The sequence below is a fragment of the Arsenicicoccus dermatophilus genome (genome assembly GCF_046267915.1).
Lineage (GTDB): Bacteria > Actinomycetota > Actinomycetes > Actinomycetales > Dermatophilaceae > Arsenicicoccus > Arsenicicoccus dermatophilus_A.
Genome location: NZ_CP176520.1, coordinates 622,874 through 648,533 on the forward strand (window position 1 = coordinate 622,874; position 25,660 = coordinate 648,533).

The following is a 25,660-nucleotide window of genomic DNA, read 5'->3' on the forward strand; positions in this document are numbered from 1 at the left end:
CATGCCCCAGATCCAGCACGGTCACGAGCACCACGGTCGGGACGCGATCATCAGCCTCGACGACGAGCTGGTCAGCCGGCTCGACCGCGCCGAGCTCGACCGGCTCGTCGCCACCCTCGCCCAGGTCGTCCAGCACGAGGCCGACGACGTGGACCTGCAGCCCCACCTCGCGCGCGCCTTCGAGCAGGCCGGGCTCGCCCAGCCCGAGGTGGTCGTGGCCCGGATGGCCGAGAACCTGCGCAACGCCGGCAAGGTCACCGTGGTGACCGACGCCGGCCGGGTGCTGCTCGGCGACCCCAGCTGGACCCCGGCGACGCACGCGACCGACGTGCAGGGGTCGGAGGACCCGGAGGACGACGAGCGCCCGGCCTACTCCTGATCGATCCCTGGGCGGCCCCGGTCACGACGGTGGGGGCGGCCCTGGGACCACGTGACGACGCCCTCTCCCGGATCGCCGGGAGAGGGCGTCGTCACGTGGCGGCGCGGGCGCATCTGCCGTCAGTCGGCCCGGACCCCCTCGGTGGCGGCCTTGCCGTCGGTGTGGATCTGCTCGGCGAGCTGGTCCACGTCGCTCTCGGGCACGTCCACCTCGGCCTCGTCGAAGCCCTTGCGCAGCTCCTCGGCCACGGTGTCCTTCTCGGCGCCGTCGTTCCAGGACTCCACGCGCTCGACGACGGTGTCGACGGCCTCGTCCTTGGCGTCCTGGATCTCGTGGTTGTCGGTCATGGTGCTTCCTCTCCGGTGGTGGGGCTTCGGTGATGGTGGGGCGCGGTGGCGCGGTGCAGCCGTGGCGGGCCGCCGGTCAGAGGTCGACGACCTCGTTGTCGCCCTCGACCCGCTTGCCCGTGACGGCGGCCTTGACCAGGTTGGCGAGCTGGACGACCTTGCTGCCGCCGGGGGTGTCCCAGTACTCCGCGGTGTCGCCGGTGACCTCGATGAGGACGTTCTCCGGGTTGTCCGGGCCGCCCTCCATCCAGGCGCCGGTGAAGGTGCTCCACAGCTCCCTCAGCCGCTCGGTGTCGTCGACGACGCGGGCGGTGCCGGACAGCGACACCCAGGCGCCGTTCCCGGCGTAGGCCAGGTTGACCTGCGGGTTGGCCTGCAGGTCCAGGCACTTCTGGCTGTGGCGCTCGGCGATGAACAGCACGGTTCCCGCGAAGTCCACGTCCTGCGTCGCCATCGGGTGGGAGACCAGGCGACCGGTCCCGTCCACGTGCGTCATCATCGCGATCCGGGTGCTCTTGATGATCTCGGCGACCTTCTGCTGCTGCTCGTCGGTCATGTCGGTGCTCCTTGTCGTGGTGGTGCCGGGTCGGTGAGTCGCCGCGCGGCGGCATAGGCGGGATGGCGCAGGGCCCGGACCCAGCCGGGCGGGACGAGGCCGGCCACGGGACGGGCGACCGGGGCGAAGCGTAGCGGCTGGTCCGGGCCCCAGGGCAGGTCGATCACCAGCCGGCCCAGCCGGTGCCAGGGCCCGCGGGCGCGGCTCCAGGACAGGTCGTACGCCGAGGAGCCCGCGGGGTCCAGCCGCAGCAGCACGTCGCCGCCCGGGCCGCGCTGGGGCAGCAGCGTCGTCAGCGGGCCGTCCTCGACCCGGCGGCGCACGGCGAGCAGGTAGCGCGTGACCGACCCGGTGCCGGTGCTCGCCAGCAGCAGGTCGGCGTGGTCGCCGGTGCGACCGGCCCCGGCCACCCGCAGGGCGAGGCCCTGGACGTCGGGACCCGCGTGCGTCAACGAGGCGGCCCGCGAGGCGCGGACCGTGCACGGCCACGACCCGGCCCGGTCGAGCAGCGGGACCCCGCACGCGATCTCGGCACCGTCCAGCACCAGGGTGCCCGTGGTCACCCGGCCGTAGGCGTGCAGCGGCTTGTCCCGGCGCACGAGCGCGGCGATCCCGAAGGCCCCGGCGAGCAGCGCGCCCCCACCGGCGGCGAGCACCAGCCCCGTGGACCGGGTCGAGCGGTGGGCCAGGGTGCGGCTCATCACGACTCCCCACCGGTGTGCAGAGCCCGCACCGCGTCCACGGTGTCGGCCCCGGCAGGGGTCTTGTCGTCGCGGTAGCGCAGCACCCGGGCGAAGCGCAGCGCCATCCCCGCGGGATAGCGACGGCTGGTCTGGACACCGTCGACCGCGACCTCCACGACCTGCTCCGGCCGTACGTGCACGACGGCGCCCTCCCGGTGGGTCTCCAGCTCCAGGAAGCGCCGCGTCTGCCACTGCAGCATCTCGTCGGTCATCCCCTTGAAGGTCTTGCCCAGCATCGCGAAGCCCCCGCCGTCGGGCAGCCGCGCCCCGAGGTGGATGGTGGACAGCAACCCGGCCCGCCGCCCGCTGCCCCACTCGACGGCGAGCACCACCAGGTCGAACGTGTGCCGGGGCTTGACCTTGGTCCACCCGGTGCCGCGACGGCCGGCGGCATAGGGCGCGTGCGGGTCCTTGACCACGACGCCCTCGAGCCCGGCCGCCACCAGGTCGGCGAAGAAGCCCGCGGCGCGGTCCGGGTCGGCGGTCGTCAGGCTGGGCACCAGGTGGTCCGGGGCGACCCGCGCGAGCACGGCGTCGCGCTCGGCCTGGGGCCGGTCCACCAGGTCCGCGCCGTCCAGGTGCAGCACGTCGAACAGGAAGGTGGTGAGCGGGGTCTGCTCGCGCAGCCGCTGCGGGTCGGCGCTGGAGGCGGTGCGCGCCCCGGTCACCTGGAAGGGCTGCGGGCGCCCGTCGGCCCGCAGCGCGATCGCCTCGCCGTCGAGGACCACCTGGCGCACGTCCAGCGCGCGGGCGACCTCGACGACCTCGGGGACCCGGTCGGTGATGTCGTCCAGGCTGCGGGTGAAGACCCGGACCGTCTCGCCGTCACGGTGCACCTGGATCCGGATCCCGTCGAGCTTGCCCTGGACCAGGCGCTCGCGGTCGCCGTCGGCGTACGCCGTGGTGACGTCGGGGGCCGCCCCGGCCAGCATGGGTCGCACCGGCCGCCCGACCTCGAGGCCGATCGCCCGGAGCGCCGCGAGCCCGCCGGTGGCGGCGGCCTCGGCGACCGGCCCGAGGTGGCCCGCCATCATCGCGGCCCGGCGCACGGCCGACTCCGGCACGTCGTAGGCCGCGGCCACGGCGGCCACGAGCGAGCCCTCCTGGGCGCCGTGGCGCAGCTCGCCGACCAGCAGGGCACGCAGGAAGTCCTGCTCGGCCGACGTCGCGGCGCCGAGCAGCACGGCCAGCGCCTGCGCCCGGGCGGACGCCGAGCCGGAGCCGGCGACCCCGGCGAGCGCGGTCACGGCCCGGTCCACCCCGGTCACGGTGAGCGTCGGCGTCGGCGCGGGCGGCGGGGGAGCGGAGACGGTGCGGTAGCCCACGCCGACCCGGCCCTGCGGCAGCACGCCCGCCAGGTGCGCCGCCACCACCCCGACCTCATCCGCTGCGGCGCGGCGCAGGAGCTCCGCGAGCAGGGTGGTCTTGGTGGTGCGCGAGCGGGTGGCGGCCACGGCCGCAGAGGTGGCGACCAGGTCGGCGTAGGCCAAGGACATCAGCGGTGGTGCTCGTTGTTGCGCAGGGCCGCTCGGTCGCCGAGCGTGGTCAGCCGATCCACGATCGGGTTGCCGAGCTCGGCGCGGGCCTGGTGACCGGTGATCGTCCGACCGTCGGCCTCCCCGGAGGGCAGCAGGCGGCTCAGCACGCGGAGCAGCCGGGTCGTCGTGCCCGGCGCGAGACCCGCGACGCGGGCGGCGACCTTGCTCAGCGGCGAGACGAGGGCGACGGCGTCGCCGGCCAGGGTCGCGTCCACCATCTGGCGGGCCGCGCTCTCGGCGCTGATCGACAGCAGCGGCAGGGACGCGCCGGGGGCGAACCAGGCGTACTCCTTGGCGGCGCCCGTGCCGATGAACCTCGCCTGCAGGTGCGAGCCGGTGCGCATCAGGCCGGGCACGATCGTGGTCGCGGTGACCCCGGTGCCCGCGAGCTCGGCGTGCAGCCCCTCGGTGAAGCCGACGGCGCCGAACTTCGCGGTGGAGTAGGGCAGCAGGTGCGGGACGCTGACCTTGCCACCGATCGAGGTGACCACGCCGATCCGGCCGCGGCGGCGCTCGCGCATGGCGGGCAGGACGGCCAGCGCCACGTTGATCGGCCCCCACAGCATGACGTCGACGGCCTGCTCGAAGTGGGCGCGCTCGGTGGCCGCCAGCGGGCCGACCTGGATGATCCCGGCGACGTGCATGGCGACGGTGATCGGGCCGATCTCGCGCTCGACCTCGGCGACGACCGCCTCGATGCCCTCGTGGTCGGTGACGTCGCCGGTGCGGGCGTGGGCGTCCAGGCCCTCGGCGGCCAGCCGGGCGCGGGCGTCCTCCAGCTCGGCGCCGTCGCGGGCGAGCAGGACGACGCGGAAGCCGCGGCGACCGAGGTCACGGGCCACGAGCAGGCCCAGGCCGCGGGAGGCGCCGGCGACGAGGGCGACCGGGGTGCGGCCGCTGACGGGGGCGATCGGGGGCTGGGTGTGCAGGCTCATGGGGTGCGTCATACCCCCTCCGTCGCCAGGCATTCCGCAGGGTCGCCCAGGGTCTGCAGGAGGTGACCGAGGCCGGCGGCCGCGCGACCCGGCATCCGCCCCGAGGTGCGCACCACGCACCCACGGGTGCTGGCGATCGGTCGCCCGGCGGCCACCAGCGCCGCCAGCAAGGAGGCCTCCTCGCCGTGCGCGACGGCCGGGAAGCCACCGACGGCCAGATAGGCGTCCAGCCGCACCGCGAGGTTGGCGGCGTAGGCGTGGGTGTGGGTGTCCGGTCCGGTCACCCCGGCCTCGACGATGCGCTGGTAGGCCCGTCGGGCGGCGGGAGAGGCCTGCCAGTCGACCAGCTCCACCAGGCCCGCCACCGCCTGGGCCTGCTGGGTCCGGGCGACGGCGAGGAGCCCCCGCACCCAGTCGGCCGGGACCTCGGAGTCGGCGTCGGTGGAGAGCAGCCAGGTGTCGGACGGCAGGCCGAGGGCACGACCACGACCCAGCGCGGACCGCACGCCGTGGTCGCGAACCTCGCCCACGGTCGCGGACCCGGAGTCGGCCACCACGAGGGCGGTCACGCCGGCCGACCAGCGGTGCCGTCGGGCGACCTGCGCGGTGGCGTCGGTGCAGCGGTGGGCCACGACCACCACCTCGGCCCGGTCCACCTCGCCCGCCGAGAGCGCCTGGGCCATGGCATGGTCCAGGGCCGCGAGGGCGATGGGAAGCCGGTGCTCCTCGTCGTGGGCGGGCACGACGACGAGCACCCGGTCAGCGAGGGAGCCCACCGAGGTAGCCCTCGTCGCCGTCGCGGGACTGCTGGGCGACGTAGAGGTCGAGGTCCACGACCGCCTGCGCGAGGTCGGGGTCGTAGGCCAGCCCTGCCGGTCCGGCGAGGGCGTGGCACTCGGCCAGGATCGCGCGGGCGGCGCGGGCGACGCCGGCGCGCACCTCGGTCGACAGCTCCTGGCCGCGCCCGCCGGCGCCGCGGGCCGGGCTGCCGGCCGGGTCCTGCTCGGACGCCTCCAGGGCGACTCCGGCGGTCCTGAGCAGTGCCGAGGCCGAGGCGATCTCGGTGCGCACCCGACCCCAGCGGGCGATCCGCGCCGGAGCCGGGGGAGCACCCTCGGTGGCGCGGGCGGTGAGGTCGGCGACGCGCACCGCGCCCCCGGCCCACACGGCCGCCACCCCGACGCCGCCGGGGAAGAAGCCCGGCCGCCCGAGGTACCACCCCTGCTCACCCACCTGCGCGTCGGCGGGCACCCGTACGTCCCCGACCCGGACGGTCCACGACTGCGAGGCCAGCATCGCCGGGGTGTGCCAGGACGCGGCGTCACCGGTCCAGGAGGAGACGTCCACGTCGAGCAGCACCGAACGCTCGTCGTCCAGCCACACCGGCAGCAGCGCCCGGTCCAGGATCCCCACCCCGGAGGCGAAGCGCAGCGTCCCGTCCAGCCGCCAGCCGCCGCCCTCCGGGGTGGCCTGGACCCCGGTGGCGTGCGAGCGGGAGGCCCACACGCCATACACCGCATCGGGACGCGGCGCTCGCCCGGCCTGGCGCAGGATCCGCAGCGCGTCCACGTGCCCCTCGGTGAGCCGGGCGAGCGGGACGTCCGTGCGCCCCAGCGCCACGAGCGCGTCGAGCAGCTCCGGCCAGGTCAGGTCGGCCCAGGGGCGCGCGGCGACGAGCTCGCGCAGCAGCCCGGTGCGGCGGGTGGCGTCGGCGCCGAGCCCCGCGACCGCCAGCAGCGGGGCTGGGACAGGGGTCAGGCTCGTCCAGGGGACGGCGGTCATCGGGGGTCCTCCTCGGTGGTGGGGTCCTCGGGCGTCGACCCGGCGCGCGGCGCGGTCTCGTCGCCGGGGCGGGTCCAGTGGGCCGACACGAAGTCGGCGTCGTCGTGGCGGACGGCCCGGGTCAGGCCGCAGTCGGCGAGGGCCTCGTGCAGCTCGGCGGTAGCCTCGGCGCCGGACAGGTGCGCGTCGTGGGGGTGGTGGCGCCAGTGGACGCTCACCACCTCGCCGCCGGGGGCAAGCAGGTCCAGGACCGTGCGGACCGTGGCGGCGCGAGTCCGCTCGGGCAGGTAGTACAGGACCTCCGACAGCACGACCAGGTCGACCGGGCCGCCACCGAGCACGTCCGCGGGTGGTGGGTCCGGCAGCGCGTGGGTGGCCGCCGTCATGGACGAGACCCCGTGCTGCCGGGCCAGCTCACCGGCGAGCAGGGCAGCCGTGGCCGAGGCGTCGGAGGCGAGGACCGACCCGCAGCGGCGCGCCAGCCGGACCGCGAGGTCCCCGGTGCCGCAGGCCGCGTCCCACGCGCGGGCGTACCGCTCGCGGGTCAGCGAGGCGAGGACGACCTCGATCTTGCGCCGCTCGTACCAGCTCGTGCGCACGTCGAAGGGGTCGGGATCGGCGGCATAGCGCGCCTCCCAGTCGGTGCTGCTCATGGTGCCTCCTGGTGTGGCGGGACGACGGCGTCCCGGTCCGGTGCCCACCAGGCTCGAGGCTCCGTGATCGTTCTGGTCGAGCACCTACCCCCGGCGGTCACCCGCGAACCCCTGCGCCGAGGTCGGGCATCTCACACGGCGCGGACCGCGTCATATCGACGCAAGGCCTCCCGTCGCTCCTCGGCGTGGTCCACGCAAGGCTGCGGATAGCCGTGGGCCAGGCCGCCCGTGGCCTTCCACGGCTCGTGCACCGACCGCCCGGGCAGGTGCGCCAGCTCGGGCACCCAGCGGCGCACGTAGTCCCCGCTCGGGTCCCACCGCTTGCCCTGCTCGACCGGGTTGAAGACCCGGAAGTAGGGCGCCGCGTCGGTCCCCGTGCCCGCGGCCCACTGCCACCCGTGGTTGTTGGAGGCGAGGTCGCCGTCGACCAGGTGGTCCAGGAAGTGCCGCGCGCCGTACGGCCACCACACGTGCAGGTCCTTGACCAGGAACGACGCGGTGACCATCCGCACCCGGTTGTGCATCCACCCGATCTCGCGCAGCTGGCGCATGCCGGCGTCGACGAGCGGGAAGCCGGTGCGGCCCTCGCGCCAGCGGTCGAGCAGCGCGGCCACCTGCGGGTCGGTGGCGGGGTCGTCGTACTCCAACCCCGCGAAGGCCGCCTTGAGGTCGCCCCAGGCCGAGTCCGGGCGGTGCCACAGCACGTCGGCGTAGAACTCCCGCCAGGCCAGCTCGGTGGCGTAGCGCTCGACGGACTCGGCGACCGGGCCGCGCGCGTCCAGACGGGCCAGGTCGTGCAGCAGCGTGCGCGGGTGGATCGTGCCCTGCTTCAGGTGCATGGACATCATCGAGGTGCCCGCCAGGTCGGGCCGGTCCCGGTCCTCGGCATAGGTCGCCACCGGTCCGTCGAGGAACTCCGCCCAGGCGCTGCGTGCGGCCTCCTCGCCGGCCGGGTGCGGCGAGTCGTGCTGCGGGACGGGCTCGCTGGCGATACCGCGCCGCCACCGCAGCCCGGCGGGGATCGGCGCGGGGGCAGGCCAGCCGTGGTCGCGCCAGGCGCGGCTGTAGGGCGTGAAGACGCGATAGGGGCCACCCGCCGCCGTGGTCAGGACGCCGGGGCCGACGGCATAGGGGGACCCGGTCGGCACGAGCTCACGGCCCGCCTCGGTCAGCAGCGCCCCCACCCGCGCGTCCCGGCGCCGGCCGTAGGGGGTCGTCTCGGCGGAGACGTGCACCCGCCGGGCCCCGGCCTCCGCGGCGACGGCGGGCACCACGTCGACCGGGCGCCCACGGCGCACGACCAGGGCCCCCTCGCATCGCTGCGCCAGGGCGGCGACGGCCGCGAGGTAGGCCTCGCGGCGCGGCCCGCCCGCCCGGTCCAGCGCCGGGTCGAGGACGACCAGCGGGACGACGTCCCCGTCCTCGGCGGCGGTCAGCAGGGCGGGATGGTCGGCCAGGCGCAGGTCGCGGCGCAGCCACAGCAGGCTCGTCATGGGTCGATCGTGCCGGATCGGGCCCGGTGCCACCCGGACTCGTCGTGCACGGCGAGTCCCCGCTCGGCGAAGGCCGTCAGCCAGCCCGTCATCGGCCACACGCCCCAGCGGCGGTGGAAGGTCGCGGCGTTGCGCAGGATGTCGTCCAGGTGCTCCACCGGCGGCGAGGACACCGGGTGGTGCTGGTGATAGGCGTCGGCGCCACCCACCCAGACCAGCTCGACCGCGGCCTCGCGCGCGGTCAGCCCCAGGTCGGTGTCCTCCCCGCCGTAGCCGTCGTAGTCGGTGCAGAAGCCGCCGACCCGCCGCCAGGTCGGCGGCGTCACCGCGAACGACAGCGACCAGAACAACCGGTGGTCGCCGCCGCGGACCAGCTCGCCGTCCGCCGGGGCCGGGCGGGCCGGGTGGGGCGCGCGCCACCGGGCCAGGTCCTCGGGCTCGGGGGCGCCGGCCTGCGCGGGCAGGTAGGTCACCGGGCCGCACAGCAGGGCGGGGTCCGCGCCGAGCTCCCGCGCAGCGGCGGCGTACCGCCGGACCAGGCCGGGGCCGGGCAGGCAGTCCACGTCGAGCAGCACCACCAGGTCGGTCCCGAGCGCCAGGGCGCGGTCGATCCCGGCGTTGCGGGCCTCGGCGAGGGGCAGCCGCCCGGACCCGGCCAGGGGTATGTCGAGAACCTCTACCGGCGCCTCGGGCGGGGCGCCGGCCAGCAGCCCCGCGACGGCCGGGTCACCCATCGCCACCACCACGTGGCGGGGCGGTTCCGGCAGCGCGGCGACGTGGCGGCGCTGGGCCAGCAGGTGGTCGTGCCGCCCGGCCGCGATGGTCACGAGCACCGGGCCGCTCATCGGCGCCACCCGTCCAGGATCGCGGCGGCGCGCGCGGGGGCGCCTGCGGTGCGCCAGCGCTCCCAGGACGGCTCCAGGGCCCAGGCCTCCTCCAGGGTCGCGGCCCAGTCGTCCGGCCAGGCGTCCCGGACGACGGCCAGCCCTGCCCGGTGCAGCGCGGCGGCGGTCGCCCGCTGCTCGTCGAAGGGCCGGTCCTCGGGGATGACGACGGCGCGGGTGCCGGCGGCGGCCACGTCGGCGACGGAGTTCTGCCCGGCCGCGATGACCACGACGTCGGTGTCGTGCAGCAGCGCCCAGACGTCGGAGTACCACTCGCCGAGGGGCCCGGCGACGGTCCACTCCCAGCCGGGGGTGGCCGCGCGGGCGGCGGCCAGGTGCCCGGGGGTCAGCGCGCTGCCGCCGGCCCCGCCGAGCAGCAGCACCCGGCGGGCGGGAGCGCCGGGCCGCCCGGCGTCGGGTGCGGGAGCACCGGGCGAGGATGCCCCGGGTGCCCGAGCATCGGGCGCGGGCGGCGCCAGTCGGTCGGCATACCGGCTGATCCCGCCGACGTAGCGCGCCAGGCCTGGCCGCCGGCGCAGGTAGCCCGGCTCGTAGAGTTCGCCCGGCCAGGGGGCGATCACCAGGTCGGCGAGGTCGTGGCACAGGTCGTGGGGCGCGTCGTCACGCTCGCCCGGCATGCCCATGACCACGACGGGCACCCCCATCAGCCGCACCAGGGTGGTGACCTCGACCGACACGTCCACGACCATCAGCCGGGGCCGGGTGACGGCCACCCACGCCGCGACGGTCGCGAGCCGTTCCTGGTGCCCGCGGCTGTCGACGGGCGCCCAGTGCAGCCGTCCGCCGGGCGTCGCGTCGGTGGCCCCCTCCAGGTCGTCTCGCGGCAGGGCCACCCAGGTTGCCCACTCCTCGGACGGCAGGCTGGACAGGATCGTCAGCTCCTCGTCCAGGTGCGCGGCGATCGCCTTGGCGCGGTGCAGGTGCCCGCGACCCTGGTGGTGGACGTACCAGCCGATCATGCGCCCACCCGCAGCGGTCGCACCACGTCGTCCGGGGAGTGCCACCGGCCGGCGAGCAGGTCGTCGTAGAGCCGCACGTAGGAGTCGGCCATGTGGGCCACGGACAGCTCGGCCTCGGCATAGGCCCGCACCCGGCGCCGGTCCAGCCCCATGACGTCGGGCAGCGCGGCCGCGAGGGCGGTCACGTCGTCCGGGGCCACCAGGGCCCCGTGCTCGGGGCCGCCGACGACCTCGGGGATCCCGCCGCGGCGGAAGGCCGCGACCGGGGTGCCGCACGCGAGCGACTCGGCCACGACCAGCCCGAAGGGCTCGTCCCAGCGGGGGGTGACCAGGGACGCGGCGGAGCGGCCGACGAGCTCGGCGAGCTCGGTGTGGGCCAGGTGCCCGACGTACCGCACGTCCTCGCCGAGGCGCGGGGCGATCTCCTGGGCGAAGTAGTCCGGGTCGCTGATCGGCCCGGCGAGGCGCAGCCGCAGCCCGGCTCGGCGGGCGGCGTCCACGGCCAGGTGGGGGGCCTTCTCGGGGACGAGCCGCCCGGACCACACCAGCCAGTCGCCGCCGGTGCCGAAGGGCCAGTCGCGCAGGTCGACGCCGTTGTGCACCACCGCGGGTCGCTCGGGCAGGGTCTGCCAGGCGTCGGCGGTGTAGTCGCTGACGGCGGCGAACCGGATCGTCGCGCGGGACCGATCCGACGACGCGGCGCGGGGCCCGAGCTCCACCGCCGACTCCATCCACGGCGTGGGCGGGGTGTGCAGCGTGGTGAGGATCGGCATGGGCAGCGACGGGGCCATGGCCACGGGCAGGTGGTGCAGCGCGTGGTTGTGGACCACGTCGACCTCGCCCGCCAGCTCGCGGGACAGCGCCAGCATCACCCGCAGGTAGGCGTGGTGGGCGGCCAGGAACTCCCGCGACGGCATGGAGACGTCGGCCTCGGCGAGGGCGCTGGCCCGCCAGCCCTCCCGGGGGAAGGCGTAGCGCGGGTCGGCGCCGTCCGAGCCCTCCGGGGCCAGCAGCAGCACCTCGTGGCCGAGCTGGCGCAGCCGCCGGGCCAGGTGCCAGACGTGCGCCTCCAGGCCGCCGGCGAAGGGCTCGCGGATCCGGTGCCGGTGCGGCGCGATCAGGGCGACCCGCAGGGGGCGTCGCCGGCTGCTCATCGGCGGTCCGCGCCGGTCGCTGCCGATGCCGGGGCCCCCGGTGGCGGGGTGGGCTCGGGCGCCCCGGCGAGAGCCGGGTCCGGCGTGGCCGAGGCGGTGTCGTCCGGCGTCGGGGCAGGAGCGGGGTCGGCCGCCGGGGAGGCGGCACGACGGTCCGCGGCGCGGCGGTATGCCGCCAGGTGCGCGGCCCGGACCTGCTGGTCCCGCTCGGCGCGGGCGGCGAGGCGAACCTGGTCGTCGCCCCAGGGGCAGCCCTCCCGGCGCGCCTGGAGCAGGCCGCCCAGCGCCGCCGCCACCGAGCCGGGCTCCAGGGCGGCGAGGAAGCCCGCGTCGTCGTGCTGCTCGGCGTAGTGGCCCACGGACGGGGCCAGGACCGAGGTGCCGAGGTCCCAGCACAGCTCCAGCCAGCCGGAGTGGGTGCCGTGCCGGTAGGGCAGCGCCAGGACGTCCAGGCCGCCCGCCCATTGGTGCAGCTCCGCATCGCCCATCCGCGGGACGACGCGCAGGCCCACGCCAGGCCGGTCCGGCAGCAGCTCGCGGATCCGGTCGAGCAGCGGTTCGGGACCGGTCAACGCCTCGTCGTTGACGACCACGTCGAGGGTCCCCCCGAGGTCGGTGGTCGCCTGCGCCAGCTCGGCCAGCCAGTCGGTCGGGTCGGCGTTGGCGCGCAGGGCTCCGAGGTGGACGCCTACCCGGGGCCCAGCCTGCTGCGTCGCAGGTCCGTCGCCCGGGGTCGCCGGGGCGGCCGCGGAGGCGTCCGGTGCGTCCGCCGTCGCCTGATCGCCGCCGGGGACCCGGGGCCGGGCGGGGGGCTCGCAGGTGCGCGCGGCCGCGGCCGCGCGCACCTGCGCGACGGGGACCACCTGCGGGTGCGGGACGACGGTGGCCGTCACCCCCCAGCGCTGCTCGATCTGCGCAGCCGCGCCGGGAGTGAGGGTGAGCACCTCGTCCGCCCCGCGCACCAGGGTGCCGAGCGCGGCGAGGTGCTGCTCCTGCTCGTCGGCGGGCAGGTGCGGGTTCTCCAGGTCGTGGACCGTGACCACCAGCGGGCGGTCGTAGGCCCGCAGGGTGCCGATCCAGGAGGCCAGCTGGGCGCAGGTGCGCGTCTCGAAGCCGAAGTGCACGTGGACCAGGTCCAGGTCGGCCGCGTGCTCGACCACCCACTCGTCGGTGAGCATGACGGGCGGCCACCACACGCCGTCGTCCGGCTCCTGGCCCGCGGGCAGCGGGTCCGGCAGCCGGGCGGCCTCGGCGTGGCCCACGTCAACGGGCGCCCCGGCCGGCGGAGTCACGTGGGGATAGTCCACGTCGACGACGCCCGGCAGGATGCGGACGACGTAGGGATGGGCGCTGGGGATGCTGGCGATGCGCAGCAAGAGTCTCCTCCTGGACGGGCCGGGGTGCGGCCGGGGTGCCCTTGGGCTCAAGGCGCCTGCGACGATGATCGCTGCCTAGTGTTACCCCATGTCCCGCCGCACGAAGCATCTCGTCACCCTGGGTAACCTGGGGGCTTACGCATCGCGTCCAACTGCTACGTACAGTGGTGAGAAGCGATGATCACCCACCTCGTCGTCGGTCCCGAGGGCCACGGGGTGACCCGGTGCGCGCTGCACCTGCACGCCACCGCCGCGCTGCGCGACGAGCCGCTGGTCCGGGTGGTCGACGGCACCACCGGCGACCTGGCCGGGCTCCCGCTCCCCGGACCGGCCCCCGCCCGGGTCCACGTCCACGTCACCGACCGGCTCTTCGGGCGGACCGCGCCGGAGGCCGCCGACCGCCTCGAGCCCCTCCTGCGCGCCCACCCGACCACGGTGACGCTGCACGACGTCCCCCAGCCCTCCGACGGCGAGGGGGCCCATCCCCGGCGGGCGGGCGCCTACGCCCGGATCGTCGACGCCGCCCGCGGCATCGTCGTCAGCAGCGAGCACGAGGCCCTGCTGCTCGACGACGCGCTGGTGCTCGCCGGCCGACCCGACCTGACCGGACGCGCGCGGGCCGTCATACCGCTGCCCGTCGACCCGCCGGCACGGCTCCCGGCGCCGCGCCCGGACACACCCTCGGACGACAGGGATCTGGCCGTGCTCGGCTACCTGTATCCCGGCAAGGGCCACGAGGAGGCGCTCGCCGTCCTGCCCGCCCTCCCGCCGGACGTCGGCCTGCTGGCGCTCGGTCGGCCCTCGCCCGGCCACGAGGACCTGGTCGACGAGATCGCCCGCACGGCGGCGCGGCTCGGGCGGCGTGCGGTGGTCACCGGCTTCGTCCCCGACGCCGAGCTCACCGGGCGGCTGCGTGCGGTCGCGGTGCCCGTCGCCCCGCACCGGCACCTGTCCGCCTCCGGGTCGATCAACTCCTGGCTCGCGGCCGGACGGCGCCCGCTCGTGCCACGGTCGCGGTACGTCGACGAGCTCGAGCGCCGCTGTCCTGGCGCCCTGCTCGTCTACGACGACCTCGCCGAGGCGGCCGCCCGCGCGCTGGCCGAGCCGGACCTGACCTGGCTGGCCGGGGACGTCCGCCTGGGGCCCTCGACCGAGGAGGCCGGCCGGCGGTATGCCGAGACCCTGCGGGGGTGGCTCGCATGACCCCCGAGATCGCCGTGGTGGTGCCGTACTACGCCCAGCAGGCGAGCCTGGACCTGGTGCTCGCCGCGCTGGAGCGGCAGACCGTCGACCCCGCCGGGATCCAGGTCGTGGTGGCCGACGACGGCTCCCCGAGGCCGCCCGACCTGGGCGAGCGGCCTTATGCCGTCCGCGTGGTGCGCCAGGAGGACCGGGGCTTCCGCGCCTCGGCCGCCCGTCACCTGGGTGCCACGGCCACCACCGCGCCGGTGCTGTGCTTCCTGGACGCCGACACCGTGCCGGAGCCGGCCTACCTCGCCCGGCTGACCGCGGTCGTGGGGGAGGGGCCGGGCGGCACCGTCGCCGTGGGGCGCCGGCGGCACGCCGACCTCGACGGCTGGACCCCGGGCCGGCTGCGCGCCTGGCTCGACGGCACCGGCGAGGCACCGGTCGAGCTCCCCGAGCCCCGCTGGCTGCGCGAGGCCTATGCCGCCTCCCGCGACCTGCGCGACGCCGACGACCGGTCCTACCGCTTCGTCATCAGCGCCGTCCTCGCCCTGACCCGCCGGACCTATGACGCCGCGGGCGGGTTCGACCCGTCCTTCGTGGGCTACGGCGGGGAGGACTGGGACCTCGCCCACCGCTGCTGGCTGGCCGGGGCCGACCTGCGCCACGTGCCGGACGCCGTGGCCTGGCACGACGGGCCGGACTTCGCCGGGCGCGCCGACGACGACGCCCGGCGCACCAAGGACCGTGAGACCCTCCAGCTGGCGCGGGTGCTCACCGACCCCTGCGCCCGTGGCGCCGGACTCGTCTGGCCCTGCCCTCAGGTCGCGGTGACCCTCGCCGGGACGCCCGACGCCGGGGCGCTGGCCGTGACCGCGTCGGCGGTGCTGCGCGACACCGACGCCGCGCTGTGGCTGCCCGACCTCGACGCGCTGCCCGACGGTCTGCCGCCCGACCCGCGCGTGCACGCGGGCCCACCGCCCGCCGAGGTGCTGCGGCGCGCGCGACACCAGGTCCACCTGGCCGCGCCGGTGCTGCTCGACCGCCTGTTGCGCGAGATCGTCGAGGAGGGCCCGGCCCGGTATGCCGCCGGCGGGCGAGCGCTGCTGGTCCTGCACCGCACCCGGGACCTGGCGCGGGGCGAGCCGGACCCGCCCCGTCGGGAGGCCGGGCCGGCGGGCGTCCGGGCGCTCGCCGGTGACGCCACCCTGGAAGCCCGATGGGGTGGCTGGGCCTGAGACCCAGCCACCCCGTCAGGTGGTCGGCCCGCCGCGGCGGGCCACGTCAGCGCGAGATCACTTGCCCATCGCCGGGAAGCGGTCCCAGGCGCGGTGCTTGGCGAGCAGCGGCACCAGCTGGTCGACCATCGAGGCCGCGTCGGCCACGACCACACCCTTGGCGTCGGTCGGCAGGTCGCCGAGAGCGTCGGGGGTGAGACCACCGATGGCCTTGCACTGGCGGAAGGCCTCGCCGAGCATCAGCGCCACGCGCGGGTCGGTGGGCTTGCGGGAGGCGTCCGGGTCACCGTTGCGCGAGTCGATCGACGGCAGGGCATCCTTGGCGGGGGCGATGGGCCCGGCCAGCACGATCGCGTCGAACTCGATGGACGCGGCCGTGGCGAAGGTCTTGTCCACGGTCACGGACGCGCCCTGGGCGCCGGTCAGCTCGCCGCCGTGCGGGCCGACCACGAAGGGCATGAGCTTGGCGCCCTTGGCGGCCTCGACCAGCGTGGCGACCGCGGCCAGGTCGCTGGACGCGTCGCAGACGATGCCGACCTTGCGGCCGTCGACCGGGAACTCGCCACCGATCTGGGACAGGGCCGGGCTCGGCGCGAGGTCCACGACCTCGACGGTCGGTGCGGGCGCCTGCAGGCCCAGGCCCTCGGCGACACGAGCGCACAGGTCGGCGTCGATGTTGGCCAGGCACTGCACCTGACGCTCGCGGATCGCCGGCGTCACGCACTTGCCGAGCTCGAAGGTGTAGGCCGAGACGATGTGGTCCTGCTCCAGCGGCGTCATCGAGCGGTAGAACATCCGCGCCTGGGAGTAGTGGTCGTCGAAGGACACGGGGTTGGCCCGGACCTTGCTCGCGGCGGCCACGGGGGCGGGCACCTCGATGTAGGCGCCGTCCTGGCTCTGCGCCAGGAAGGGGTTGCCACCGACGAGGGAGTTGGGGCGGTAGGCGCCGGCACCGGCGTGGACGGCCTGCTGGCCGTAGCCGTCACGCAGGTTGTCGTTGACCGGGACGTGCGGGCGGTTGATCGGCAGCTGGGCGAAGTTCGGGCCGCCGAGCCGGGTGATCTGGGTGTCCAGGTAGGAGAACAGCCGGGCGTGCAGCAGCGGGTCGTTGACCAGGTCGATGCCCGGCACCAGGTGGCCGGGGTGGAACGCCACCTGCTCGACCTCGGCGAAGAAGTTCGTCGGGTTGGCGTCCAGCGTCATCAGACCCACCGGCTGCACGGGGGCGAGCTCCTCGGGGACCATCTTGGTCGGGTCGAGCAGGTCGATCCCTTCGAACATCTGGTCCTCGGTGTCCGGGAACACCTGCACGCCGAGCTCCCACTGCGGGTAGTGGCCGGCCTCGATGGCGTCGGCGAGGTCGCGGCGCTGGAAGTCGGGGTCCTTGCCCATGATCAGCTGCGCCTCCTCCCAGGTGGTGGAGTGGGCGCCGGCCTTGGGCTTCCAGTGCCACTTGACCAGGCAGGTCTTGCCGTCCTCGTCGACGAGGCGGAAGGTGTGGACCCCGAAGCCCTCCATGGTGCGCAGCGAGAGGGGCAGGGCCCGGTCGGACATGTTCCACAGCGTGTGGTGCTGGGCCTCGGTGTGCAGCGACACGAAGTCCCAGAAGGTGTCGTGGGCGCTCGCGGCCTGCGGGATCTCCCGGTCGGCCTCGGGCTTGGCCGCGTGGACGACGTCGGGGAATTTGATGCCGTCCTGGATGAAGAAGACGGGGATGTTGTTGCCCACCCAGTCGTAGGTGCCCTCGGAGGTGTAGAACTTCACCGCGAAGCCGCGGGTGTCGCGCGGGGTGTCCGCGGAGCCGCGGGAGCCGAGCACGGTGGAGAAGCGCACGAAGACGGGGGTCTGGACGCCCTTCTTCAGGAACGCGGCGCGGGTGATCTTCTCGGCGGTGCCGTAGGCCTGGAAGACGCCGTGGGCGCCGGTGCCGCGGGCGTGGACCGCGCGCTCCGGGATGCGCTCGTGGTCGAAGTGCGTGATCTTCTCCCGCAGGTGGTGGTCCTGCAGCAGCGTCGGTCCACGGTCGCCGGCCTTGAGGGAGTGGTCGGTGTCGTGGAGGCGGACGCCCTGGGCCGTGGTGAGGAACTCTCCCTGCTGGCCGCGGGAGGTCTGGTCCCCGCCGAGGTCGGTGCCGGTGGCGGTGCGGACCTGTGGGGCGCGGGTGTCGTCGGCCGGGGGCAGCGGGGCCTGGGGGGTGGTGGGCTCGTCGATCGCAGGGTTCTCGGGCAGACGGTTCGGCATACGTCCTCCATCGTCTAGGGCCGCCGCAGCGGCTGGGGTGGACCGGCGGCGCGCCTCTCGACCGCCGTTCTCCTGAGTGCGCCTACCCAGGTCACGACGAGGTCAGACCTGGGTACCGCCAAGAGAGGAGAACCGGTGTCGGAGGTCTAGGCCCCTGCGCGGGGAGGTATGACACTCACAGGTCGTGCAGACGTCGTCGCGATCGGTCAACGTTTCCTCACCGAAAGGCACCCCCCATGAAGGCCTTGACCTGGCAGGGAGTCGAGCAGGTCTCCGTCGAGACCGTTCCCGACCCCGCCGTCCAGCTGCCCACCGATGCCGTCGTCCGGGTCACGTCGACCGCCATCTGCGGCTCCGACCTGCACCTCTACCGCGTCCTGGGGCCCTACCTGAAGGCGGGCGACGTCCTGGGTCACGAGTTCATGGGCATCGTGGAGGAGGTCGGGTCCGAGGTCGGCACCCTCGAGGTCGGCGACCGAGTGGTCGTGCCGTTCAACATCTCCTGCGGTCACTGCTTCATGTGCCGCATCGGCAAGCAGTCGCAGTGCGAGACCACGCAGGTGCGCGAGCAGGGCAAGGGTGCGGCGCTGTTCGGCTACACCAGCATGTACGGCGCCGTCCCCGGCGGTCAGGCGGAGTACGTCCGGGTGCCGCAGGCGCAGTACGGTCCGGTCGTCATCCCGCAGGAGGGCGCCGACGAGCGCTACCTGTACCTGTCCGACATCCTGCCCACGGCGTGGCAGGCGGCGAGGTATGCCGACATCGAGGAGGGCTCGACGGTCGCGGTCTACGGCCTCGGGCCGGTCGGCCAGCTCGCCACCCGCGCGGCCAAGGAGCTCGGCGCCGGCCGGGTGATCGCCGTCGACCTGGTGCCCGAGCGGCTGGAGCTGGCCCGCTCCTTCGGCGTGGAGACCGTCGACCTGCGCGAGGTCGACCCCGCCGACGCGATCCGCGACCTGACCGACGGTCGCGGCGCCGACGCGGTGCTCGAGACGGTCGGCATGGAGGCTCACGGGTCCCCGGTCGCGGAGAAGGCCTTCGACCTGGTCGGCAAGCTTCCCAAGCCGGTCGCCCGCAAGATGACCGAGACCGTCGGCATGGACCAGCTGAACGCGCTCCACAGCGCCATCGACGCCGTGCGCCGCGGCGGCACCCTGTCGATCGTCGGGGTGTACGGCGGCGCTGCGGACCCGATGCCGATGATGGACATGTTCGACAAGAACCTCACCATCCGCATGGGTCAGGCCAACGTGCGCCGGTGGACCGACGAGCTGCTCGAGGTCGTGCAGCGGGACGGCGACGTCCTCGGTACCGAGACCCTGGCCACGCACCGGGTGCCGCTCGACCGGGCGCCGGAGATGTACGACACCTTCCAGAAGAAGGAGGACGGCTGCATCAAGGTGGTCCTCAAGCCCTGATCGGGCTCCGGCACGCGCCTGAGGATGACCGCCGAGAGCCGGCCGGCGTCGCCGAGCGGTGACGAGCCCGGACGAACCAAGAGCGGTGCCGACGACCCCCAAGTCCGTCGGCACCGCTCTCAGGTGTGTGAACCTCCCCCTCGGTCGTTCACACACATGCAGAACGGATGATTCTCCACAGACGTTGCATCTCGTGAGCCTCTGGCCTGATTTGCGCCTGAATGGACTAGTAACGTCAGCACTGCGTGACTTGAGGGCAGCGCCGGGACCCACGGCCCGGGCGACGGTCGCCTGCCCGGAGCTCGGGGTCGGGGCGCGGATCCTCGTGCCCCCGGACCCTCCCCGGACGGGGCCGCGGTGCGGCGGGTGGGTGGCACGACCGACGCGGTCGTCCGGGCGGCGATCGGGCGGGTACGACGGTCACGGGCCGTGGGCGCGGCGTGGCGGGTCAGCCGTAGGGGCCCCGCGGGCGCGCGCGGGACTGGGCGACCTGGTCCCAGGGATCGTCGTCACGGCCGTGGGTGACCACGGAACCGCGGCGTCGTCGCTGCCACGCGTCCGGCCCACCGGTGACCACGCCGGACGAGCCGCCCCGCGGCAGCCGACCCGCGGACCACAGGAGCAGCCCCAGGATCCCCGGCCCGAGGACCCCGACGCCGATCTCCCGGACGTGCCAGGCCGCCCAGCCGGTGCTCGTGCCGAACCAGGACGTGTGCCGGGGACCGGCGAGCGCGGCCGAGGTGAGCTGCAGGCAGTCCGCGTCGTAGACCGGGTCGACGACGGTCACGACCTCCCCGCTGCCGAGGTCCCTCAGGGCCCGTTCGGCCGGCGCGTAGTGGAGCGGGCGGTCGCCGCGCCACGAGACGCATCGCGGGCTCTGGGCGCCCGCGTCCACCCCCCGGGTGGTGAGGGTGACCGGGCGTCCCGCGGGCAGGAGCGGTCCGGCGACCACCGTCACGTCGTCGCGCTCGGCCCGTGCGGCGACGGCCGTGAGGAGCCGACCCGTCGGGTCGGTCTGCACGTCGCCGAGCGACCCGCCCGCGTCGGAGTCGAGCCCCTGGCTGCCCAGGACGCGGCCGGTGCCCGCCTCGACGGCGTCGAGCGTGACGCGGCCGGCGCCCGCCTCGCGCCACAGCAGCAGGGCGCCGTCGGCGCGCCACCCGGCGAGGTGGGCCCCGGCCCGTCCGACGAGCCAGGACCGGCTGCCGTCGCGGACCAGCACGGACGGCGCGTCGGCGGGTGGTGCGTCGCCGAGGTGCACGGCCAGGGCGACGCGGCGGCTGTCGGGCGACCACCGCAGGGGGCCCGGGTCGACGTGCGGCAGCTGTCCGTGCGGGCGTGCAGTCAGGTCGGTGCGGGTCGGGTCGGAGGCCTGGCGGCCGGTGGTGCCCGCGACGACCAGCCCGGCGGCCGGGGTCTGCGGACCGGGTGCGGAGTCGTCGCCCGGCACCAGGTAGGCCACCCGGCTGCCGTCAGGGCTGAGGGCCGCCGAGCGTACGGGTGGCAGCCCCTGCGGGACCAAGGTCTCACCGGTCGGGTCGACCAGCACCGGCCCGGGGTGCCACTGCGGGGAGCTGAGCACCCCGGCCACCGCGGTGAGCGGCTCCGAGCGGGTCCGGTGGGACGAGATGCGCTGGGGGTGGCCGCTGCTCGAGCCGTCCCGGGCGGCGGGGGTCAGGGCTGGGCCGCGTCCGAGCAGGGGCAGGGCCCCGAGCACGACCAGCGCGACGAGGAGGGCGCTCGCCACGGCCCTCACGGCTCGCCGACGGGCGCGGCGGGCCCGCCCGGCACGCCAGACCTCGGCCGGGTCCGGACCCGCGTCGACGGGAGAGACGCCGTGCTGCAGCAGCTCTCGCAGTTCGCTCATGACGGGCCTCCCGTGGGCACGAGGTCGGACAGCTCGGGGGCCAGCTCGCGCAGCCGCTGCAGGGCGACGCGGGTCTGGGACTTGACGGTCGAGGGCGAGCAGCCGAGGACCTCGGCGGTGCGGACCTCGGTGAGGTCGTGGAGGTAGCGCAGGACCACGACGGCGCGCTGATGCGGCGTCAGGCGCAGCAGCGCGGACCGCAGCAGCAGCGAGCGGTCGGCGTCGCCTGCCACACAGGGGATCTCGGGCAGGTGCTCCACCGACCGCTCGGGCCGGCGCTGCCACCACCGGCGGGTGTCGATGCAGCGGCGCACCAGCGCGGTGTGCGCGTAGGCCCCCGGCGTCCCGTCGCGCGTCGCCTGCTCCCAGCGCTCGGCGACCCGGACCAGGGTCTCCTGGACGGCGTCCTCCGCCCGCCCCGGGTCCCCGAGCAGGAGGGTGGCGGTCGCGACCAGTCCGGCGCGCCGGTGGCGGACGAACTCCTCGAACTCCGGTGGCACCGGTCTCATCGGCTCACCTCCCCTTCACCCCTGTCGACGTGTGGCGGGGGTCCCACGGGTGGGGGCGCGGCGGGATCGTCGGCCCGGCCGCGGGTCAGTCCCGGGCGGTGATCCGGTGCACGCCGGTGATGCCGCCCTGCCACCACACCCCGTCCGGCGTGATCGTGCCCACCATCTGCAGCGTGTCGCGCAGCGGTCCGCCGAGGTACGTCCGGGAGACCACGCGGCCGGTGCCCGCGTCGAGGGCCACGGCGTGCAGCGAGGGTCCGGTCCCGCCCAGCACGGGCGGCCGCTCGACGGTGTAGACCGTGTCGTCGGCGAGCGACCAGCGCGGCACCGCGGCCGACGCGACGGGCGCGGACCAGGTGCGGGTGCACCCGGAGCCGTCCTCGGCGACCTCGAAGCGCTCGATCCCGCCCCGCGCGAAGCCCGCGGTCGCGGGCACGCTCGGCCCGGCGCCCTCGGGCAGCGCGGGATAGGGATAGCCATAGGTGCTGGCGACCATCACGGTGCGGTCGTGGGCCATGGCGGAGTTCTCGGTGCCGGACGCGCCGGGCGCGAAGATCGCCGGGCTGCAGACGATCTCGCCGTCCGAGGAGCGCAGGACGAGCAGGTGCTCCTGGCCGTCGGCGTTGTCGGTGACGGTGACGTAGTCGTCGCCGCCGGGCCCGAAGAAGGTCGGGGTCGCACCGCTGCCCCAGCTCAGCTGCCCCGGCTTGCGGGCGGTCCCCCGGTCGTAGGCGCGCCGCCACCGCACCGCGGGCGCCCCGCCCTCGTCGTCGAGCACGTAGGTCGCGTGCGAGGACACCACGGCCACCCCGGCCCGGGCCGCCGAGATCGAGTTGTCGATCCGCTCCCCGGCGGGCAGGCGGGTGCCGTGCACCGTGCCGGTGGCCGGGTCGAGAACCCCGACGCGCCCCTCCCGGGTGGCGAGCCACACGTGCCCGTGCCGGTCCGGCGTCAGACCGACGACCGCGTCGGTGGACGCGGGATCGCCGCCGGTCACGAAGTCCGCGACCGACACCGAGGACGTGGCCCGCAGCGCCCACCCGCCGGCGGCCGCCCGCTCGTGCGCCACCCGCAGCAGGTGCCGGGTGCCGTCGACGAGGACGAGGCGGTCCTGGTCGTCGACATACGCGTAGACCCCGCCCAGCAGGGCGCCCTTGGCGACGGGGAGCGAGGCCAGCCGGGCGCCGCTCGCCGGGTCGAGCAGCAGCACCACCGGCGCGCGCCCGAGGACCTGGGTGCACAGCGCCACCACCATCCGGTCGCGTCCCTGCAGGATCGTCGGGCACGCCGCCGACAGGTCGTGCCAGGTGGCCCGCGCCGGGCCACGGCCCACCCCGGGGTGCGGGGTGACGTCGCTCGACCGGCCGTCGCCGTGCATGGTCGCCGTGCCGTCCGGGCCGAGCCCGGGCAGCGGCATCGGGTCGTATGCCGAGGAGACCGGCGCACCCGCGGCGGACGCGGCGGGTGCGGCGGACGCGGCGGGTGCGAGCCCCGTGAGGGAGACGAGCAGCGCTGCGGCGCAGGCCCGCACGACGGACGACGGACGACGGGACACGAGGACCTCGCAAGGGGTGAGGGGAGCCGGACCACCAGCGTGGACCATGACGGCGCCGGGCGACACCTCGGGTCTGGGAGACTGGTGGGGACATGACGACGCTGACCGACCTGCTCCCGCCGCCCGCCTCCCGCACCGCCGACGGCTACGACGCCGACGCGACCTACTCGGCCCTCGTCGGGTGGACGACCGGGCGGGGGATCGAGCTCTATCCCGCCCAGGACGAGGCGCTGCTCGAGCTCGCGACCGGCGCCAACGTCATCCTGGCCACGCCCACCGGCTCCGGGAAGTCCCTCGTGGCCCTGGGCGCGCACCTGATGGCGCTCGCGCAGGGGATGCGCACCTACTACACCGCCCCGATCAGGGCCCTGGTCAGCGAGAAGTTCTTCGCCCTGTGCGAGGCCTTCGGCGCGGAGAACGTCGGCATGATGACCGGCGACGCCGCGGTCAACTCCCGCGCCCCGATCATCTGCTGCACCGCCGAGGTGCTCGCCAACATCGCGCTGCGCCAGGGGGACCGGGCCGACATCGGCCAGGTCGTCATGGACGAGTTCCACTTCTACTCCGAGCCGGACCGCGGCTGGGCCTGGCAGGTGCCGCTGCTGACCCTGCCGCACACCCAGTTCCTGCTGATGAGCGCGACGCTCGGCGACACCTCCTTCTTCGTCGAGGACCTCACCCGTCGCACCGGCCGCGAGACCGTCGTCGTGTCCAGCGCGACCCGCCCGATCCCGCTGACCTACCAGTGGGCGATGACGCCGGTCCACGAGACCATCGAGCTGCTGCTCATGGAGCGCCAGGCGCCGATCTACGTCGTGCACTTCACCCAGGCCGCGGCCCTGGAGCGGGCCCAGGCGCTGATGAGCCTCAACGTGACCACCAAGGACGAGAAGGCCGCGATCGCGGCGGAGCTCAAGGGCTTCCGCTTCGCCAAGGGATTCGGCGCGACCCTGCAGCGGCTGGTGCGGCACGGCATCGGGGTCCACCACGCGGGCATGCTGCCGAAGTACCGCCGCCTGGTGGAGACCCTCGCCCAGCAGGGCCTGCTCAAGGTCATCTGCGGCACCGACACCCTCGGCGTCGGCATCAACGTGCCCATCCGCACGGTGCTGCTGACCGGGCTGACCAAGTACGACGGCACCCGGCAGCGGCTGCTCAAGGTGCGCGAGTTCCACCAGATCGCCGGGCGGGCGGGGCGCGCCGGCTACGACACCGCCGGGACCGTCGTCGTCCAGGCCCCCGACCACGTCATCGACAACCACAACGCGCTCCTCAAGGCGGGCGACGACCCCAAGAAGCAGCGCAAGGTCAAGCGCAAGAAGCCGCCGGAGGGCTTCGTCAGCTGGACCGAGGAGCAGTTCGACCGGATCGTCCACGCCGAGCCCGAGCCGCTCGTCAGCCGGATGACGATCAACCACGGGATGCTCCTCAACCTCGTCCAGCGCGAGGGCGACGCCTTCCCCGCCGTACGAGACCTGCTGCGGGACAACCACGGCGACGCGCGCTCGCAGACCCGGCTGCAGCTGCGGGCGATCGAGCTCTACCGCTCGCTGCGGGACGCGGGCGTGGTCACCCAGCTCGACGAGCCCGACGCCGACGGCCGCCGGGTCGTGATCACCGAGGCCCTGCAGCGCGGCTTCGCCCTCAACCAGCCGCTGTCGACCTTCGCGTTCGCGGCCTTCGAGCTGCTGGACCCCGCGTCGCCGACCTACGCCCTGGACGTCGTCTCGATCATCGAGGCCACCCTGGACGACCCGCGGGCCGTGCTCCTGGCCCAGCAGTTCAAGGCGCGGGGCGAGGCCGTCCAGGAGATGAAGATGGACGGCATCGAGTACGAGGAGCGGATGGAGCTGCTCGAGGAGGTCTCCTGGCCCACGCCGCTCGCCGACCTGCTGGAGCAGGCGCTGCACACCTATCGCGAGTCCCACCCGTGGATCAGCGAGGACGACCTGTCACCCAAGTCGGTGGTGCGGGACCTCTACGAACGCGCCATGACCTTTGGCGAGTTCGTCGCGTTCTACCAGCTGGGGCGGGCCGAGGGGATCGTGCTGCGCTACCTGTCGGACGCCTACAAGGCGCTGCGCCAGACCGTGCCCGCGTCCTACCGCACCGAGGAGCTCGGCGACCTCGTCGAGTGGCTCGGTGAGGTCGTGCGCCAGACCGACTCCTCGCTGCTGGAGGAGTGGGAGGCGCTCACCGGCGAGGACCAGCCGCTGTCCCAGGACGCCCTGGACGCGCTGTCCACACCGCTGCCGGGCGGCAACCGCCCGCTCACCGCCAACGAGCGTGCGCTGCGGGTCATGGTGCGCACCGCGATGTTCCGCAAGGTCGAGCTGGTCGCCCTGCGCCGCTGGAACGACCTGGCCGAGCTCGACGCCGCCGCGGTCGCCCTGGCCAGGCAGGCCCGCGCCGAGGCCGAGCTGCCCCCGCCCGCCGTCGCCGAGCTGGACGCGGACGGCTGGCAGGAGGCGATCGAGGAGCTGTATGCCGAGTACGACGAGATCGGCACCGGCCCCGACGCCCGCGGCCCGGGGCTGCTGCTCGTCGACACCGCCACGCCCGGGCGGTGGTTCGTCGACCAGGTGCTGGACGACCCGGAGGGCGACCACGACTGGCGGATCCAGGCCGAGGTGGACCTCGACGCGACCGACGCGGCCGGCGAGCTGGTGCTGATCACCACCAACCTCGACAAGACCTGACCGGCCCGGCCGGTCCGTCCGTCCGGCGGGCGGCCCGTCGGAGGACGACACGCCGACGTCACCGCGGTCTCAGGCGCTCCCGGCGGGGGTGACCGGTCGGTAGGTTCGGGCCCAGGACGAGCGACCAG

The 25,660-nt window shown here is 75.2% G+C and carries 22 protein-coding genes; 5 read left to right on the forward strand and 17 right to left on the reverse strand.

The window, feature by feature from the left end:
* The first annotated feature begins 1 nt into the window (after position 1).
* The gene (locus ACK2IS_RS03295) at positions 2 to 379 is read left to right on the forward strand and encodes a hypothetical protein (RefSeq protein WP_409484736.1); all 378 of its coding nucleotides are present in this window, start codon (positions 2 to 4) and stop codon (positions 377 to 379) included.
* Positions 380 to 498: 119 nt separating this feature from the next.
* Here the strand turns inward: ACK2IS_RS03295 and ACK2IS_RS03300 are convergent, their stop codons facing one another.
* From ACK2IS_RS03300 to ACK2IS_RS03360, 13 genes are all read right to left on the reverse strand, one after another.
* On the reverse strand, positions 499 to 726 hold the full coding sequence (locus ACK2IS_RS03300) for a hypothetical protein (protein WP_409484737.1): 228 nt from the start codon (positions 724 to 726) through the stop codon (positions 499 to 501).
* Positions 727 to 802: 76 nt separating this feature from the next.
* Positions 803 to 1,282, reverse strand: coding sequence for a pyridoxamine 5'-phosphate oxidase family protein (locus ACK2IS_RS03305; protein WP_409484738.1), 480 nt, complete (start codon positions 1,280 to 1,282; stop codon positions 803 to 805).
* Positions 1,279 to 1,983 (reverse strand): phosphodiesterase, encoded by a 705-nt coding sequence (locus ACK2IS_RS03310; protein WP_409484739.1) that lies wholly within the window; start codon positions 1,981 to 1,983, stop codon positions 1,279 to 1,281. Before ACK2IS_RS03310 ends, ACK2IS_RS03305 begins: the two co-directional genes overlap by 4 nt.
* The gene (locus ACK2IS_RS03315) at positions 1,983 to 3,521 is read right to left on the reverse strand and encodes an ATP-dependent DNA ligase (protein WP_409484740.1); all 1,539 of its coding nucleotides are present in this window, start codon (positions 3,519 to 3,521) and stop codon (positions 1,983 to 1,985) included. The genes ACK2IS_RS03310 and ACK2IS_RS03315 overlap by 1 nt, the downstream gene beginning before the upstream one ends.
* A complete protein-coding gene (locus ACK2IS_RS03320; RefSeq protein WP_409484741.1) occupies positions 3,521 to 4,498 on the reverse strand; it encodes an SDR family NAD(P)-dependent oxidoreductase in 978 nt (325 codons plus the stop codon). The genes ACK2IS_RS03315 and ACK2IS_RS03320 overlap by 1 nt, the downstream gene beginning before the upstream one ends.
* 8 nt (positions 4,499 to 4,506) lie before the next feature.
* Entirely contained in the window at positions 4,507 to 5,274 is a 768-nt protein-coding gene (locus tag ACK2IS_RS03325; protein ID WP_409484742.1) for a glycosyltransferase, read from the reverse strand.
* On the reverse strand, positions 5,258 to 6,280 hold the full coding sequence (locus ACK2IS_RS03330; protein ID WP_409484743.1) for a hypothetical protein: 1,023 nt from the start codon (positions 6,278 to 6,280) through the stop codon (positions 5,258 to 5,260). The genes ACK2IS_RS03325 and ACK2IS_RS03330 overlap by 17 nt, the downstream gene beginning before the upstream one ends.
* On the reverse strand, positions 6,277 to 6,933 hold the full coding sequence (locus ACK2IS_RS03335; protein WP_409484744.1) for a class I SAM-dependent methyltransferase: 657 nt from the start codon (positions 6,931 to 6,933) through the stop codon (positions 6,277 to 6,279). Before ACK2IS_RS03335 ends, ACK2IS_RS03330 begins: the two co-directional genes overlap by 4 nt.
* A 131-nt stretch (positions 6,934 to 7,064) precedes the next feature.
* Positions 7,065 to 8,426, reverse strand: coding sequence for a cryptochrome/photolyase family protein (locus ACK2IS_RS03340; RefSeq protein WP_409484745.1), 1,362 nt, complete (start codon positions 8,424 to 8,426; stop codon positions 7,065 to 7,067).
* Positions 8,423 to 9,271 carry a glycosyltransferase family 2 protein gene (locus tag ACK2IS_RS03345; protein ID WP_409485626.1) on the reverse strand — a complete coding sequence of 283 codons (849 nt, stop codon included), beginning with the start codon at positions 9,269 to 9,271 and terminating at the stop codon, positions 8,423 to 8,425. The genes ACK2IS_RS03340 and ACK2IS_RS03345 overlap by 4 nt, the downstream gene beginning before the upstream one ends.
* Positions 9,268 to 10,290, reverse strand: coding sequence for a glycosyltransferase (locus tag ACK2IS_RS03350; protein WP_409484746.1), 1,023 nt, complete (start codon positions 10,288 to 10,290; stop codon positions 9,268 to 9,270). The genes ACK2IS_RS03345 and ACK2IS_RS03350 overlap by 4 nt, the downstream gene beginning before the upstream one ends.
* Positions 10,287 to 11,444 (reverse strand): glycosyltransferase family 4 protein, encoded by a 1,158-nt coding sequence (locus tag ACK2IS_RS03355; protein WP_409484747.1) that lies wholly within the window; start codon positions 11,442 to 11,444, stop codon positions 10,287 to 10,289. The genes ACK2IS_RS03350 and ACK2IS_RS03355 overlap by 4 nt, the downstream gene beginning before the upstream one ends.
* Positions 11,441 to 12,820, reverse strand: a complete 1,380-nt coding sequence (locus ACK2IS_RS03360; protein WP_409484748.1) for a glycosyltransferase — start codon at positions 12,818 to 12,820, stop codon at positions 11,441 to 11,443. The genes ACK2IS_RS03355 and ACK2IS_RS03360 overlap by 4 nt, the downstream gene beginning before the upstream one ends.
* A gap of 177 nt (positions 12,821 to 12,997) precedes the next feature.
* On the opposite strand from ACK2IS_RS03360, the gene ACK2IS_RS03365 reads away from it, so the two are divergent.
* Together ACK2IS_RS03365 and ACK2IS_RS03370 are read left to right on the forward strand one after the other, a co-directional pair.
* Entirely contained in the window at positions 12,998 to 14,023 is a 1,026-nt protein-coding gene (locus ACK2IS_RS03365) for a hypothetical protein (protein ID WP_409484749.1), read from the forward strand.
* The gene (locus ACK2IS_RS03370) at positions 14,020 to 15,243 is read left to right on the forward strand and encodes a glycosyltransferase (RefSeq protein WP_409485627.1); all 1,224 of its coding nucleotides are present in this window, start codon (positions 14,020 to 14,022) and stop codon (positions 15,241 to 15,243) included. Before ACK2IS_RS03365 ends, ACK2IS_RS03370 begins: the two co-directional genes overlap by 4 nt.
* A gap of 57 nt (positions 15,244 to 15,300) precedes the next feature.
* On the opposite strand, the gene ACK2IS_RS03375 is transcribed toward ACK2IS_RS03370, so the two are convergent.
* Positions 15,301 to 17,484, reverse strand: a complete 2,184-nt coding sequence (locus ACK2IS_RS03375) for a catalase (RefSeq protein ID WP_409484750.1) — start codon at positions 17,482 to 17,484, stop codon at positions 15,301 to 15,303.
* A gap of 236 nt (positions 17,485 to 17,720) precedes the next feature.
* Here ACK2IS_RS03375 and ACK2IS_RS03380 point away from each other — a divergent pair, with 236 nt between their 5' ends.
* Positions 17,721 to 18,902, forward strand: coding sequence for a zinc-dependent alcohol dehydrogenase (locus ACK2IS_RS03380; protein ID WP_409484751.1), 1,182 nt, complete (start codon positions 17,721 to 17,723; stop codon positions 18,900 to 18,902).
* A gap of 448 nt (positions 18,903 to 19,350) precedes the next feature.
* On the opposite strand, the gene ACK2IS_RS03385 is transcribed toward ACK2IS_RS03380, so the two are convergent.
* From ACK2IS_RS03385 to ACK2IS_RS03395, 3 genes are all read right to left on the reverse strand, one after another.
* Positions 19,351 to 20,769, reverse strand: a complete 1,419-nt coding sequence (locus ACK2IS_RS03385; RefSeq protein ID WP_409484752.1) for a hypothetical protein — start codon at positions 20,767 to 20,769, stop codon at positions 19,351 to 19,353.
* A complete protein-coding gene (locus ACK2IS_RS03390; RefSeq protein WP_409484753.1) occupies positions 20,766 to 21,278 on the reverse strand; it encodes a SigE family RNA polymerase sigma factor in 513 nt (170 codons plus the stop codon). The genes ACK2IS_RS03385 and ACK2IS_RS03390 overlap by 4 nt, the downstream gene beginning before the upstream one ends.
* Positions 21,279 to 21,363: 85 nt before the next feature.
* Entirely contained in the window at positions 21,364 to 22,833 is a 1,470-nt protein-coding gene (locus tag ACK2IS_RS03395; RefSeq protein ID WP_409484754.1) for a 6-pyruvoyl tetrahydrobiopterin synthase, read from the reverse strand.
* Between the two features lie 92 nt (positions 22,834 to 22,925).
* On the opposite strand from ACK2IS_RS03395, the gene ACK2IS_RS03400 reads away from it, so the two are divergent.
* Positions 22,926 to 25,532, forward strand: coding sequence for a DEAD/DEAH box helicase (locus tag ACK2IS_RS03400; RefSeq protein WP_409484755.1), 2,607 nt, complete (start codon positions 22,926 to 22,928; stop codon positions 25,530 to 25,532).
* The last annotated feature ends 128 nt before the right edge of the window (positions 25,533 to 25,660 follow it).

Coding starts and splice junctions, on each gene's coding strand:
- ACK2IS_RS03350 (WP_409484746.1), bottom strand. CDS start 10,290: ATGATCGGCTGGTACGTCCACCACCAGGGTCGCGGGCACCTGCACCGC.
- ACK2IS_RS03335 (WP_409484744.1), bottom strand. CDS start 6,933: ATGAGCAGCACCGACTGGGAGGCGCGCTATGCCGCCGATCCCGACCCC.
- ACK2IS_RS03315 (WP_409484740.1), bottom strand. CDS start 3,521: ATGTCCTTGGCCTACGCCGACCTGGTCGCCACCTCTGCGGCCGTGGCC.
- ACK2IS_RS03295 (WP_409484736.1), top strand. CDS start 2: ATGCCCCAGATCCAGCACGGTCACGAGCACCACGGTCGGGACGCGATC.
- ACK2IS_RS03305 (WP_409484738.1), bottom strand. CDS start 1,282: ATGACCGACGAGCAGCAGCAGAAGGTCGCCGAGATCATCAAGAGCACC.
- ACK2IS_RS03345 (WP_409485626.1), bottom strand. CDS start 9,271: ATGAGCGGCCCGGTGCTCGTGACCATCGCGGCCGGGCGGCACGACCAC.
- ACK2IS_RS03400 (WP_409484755.1), top strand. CDS start 22,926: ATGACGACGCTGACCGACCTGCTCCCGCCGCCCGCCTCCCGCACCGCC.
- ACK2IS_RS03375 (WP_409484750.1), bottom strand. CDS start 17,484: ATGCCGAACCGTCTGCCCGAGAACCCTGCGATCGACGAGCCCACCACC.
- ACK2IS_RS03330 (WP_409484743.1), bottom strand. CDS start 6,280: ATGACCGCCGTCCCCTGGACGAGCCTGACCCCTGTCCCAGCCCCGCTG.
- ACK2IS_RS03370 (WP_409485627.1), top strand. CDS start 14,020: ATGACCCCCGAGATCGCCGTGGTGGTGCCGTACTACGCCCAGCAGGCG.
- ACK2IS_RS03300 (WP_409484737.1), bottom strand. CDS start 726: ATGACCGACAACCACGAGATCCAGGACGCCAAGGACGAGGCCGTCGAC.
- ACK2IS_RS03385 (WP_409484752.1), bottom strand. CDS start 20,769: ATGAGCGAACTGCGAGAGCTGCTGCAGCACGGCGTCTCTCCCGTCGAC.
- ACK2IS_RS03365 (WP_409484749.1), top strand. CDS start 12,998: ATGATCACCCACCTCGTCGTCGGTCCCGAGGGCCACGGGGTGACCCGG.
- ACK2IS_RS03310 (WP_409484739.1), bottom strand. CDS start 1,983: ATGAGCCGCACCCTGGCCCACCGCTCGACCCGGTCCACGGGGCTGGTG.
- ACK2IS_RS03320 (WP_409484741.1), bottom strand. CDS start 4,498: ATGAGCCTGCACACCCAGCCCCCGATCGCCCCCGTCAGCGGCCGCACC.
- ACK2IS_RS03340 (WP_409484745.1), bottom strand. CDS start 8,426: ATGACGAGCCTGCTGTGGCTGCGCCGCGACCTGCGCCTGGCCGACCAT.
- ACK2IS_RS03390 (WP_409484753.1), bottom strand. CDS start 21,278: ATGAGACCGGTGCCACCGGAGTTCGAGGAGTTCGTCCGCCACCGGCGC.
- ACK2IS_RS03355 (WP_409484747.1), bottom strand. CDS start 11,444: ATGAGCAGCCGGCGACGCCCCCTGCGGGTCGCCCTGATCGCGCCGCAC.
- ACK2IS_RS03380 (WP_409484751.1), top strand. CDS start 17,721: ATGAAGGCCTTGACCTGGCAGGGAGTCGAGCAGGTCTCCGTCGAGACC.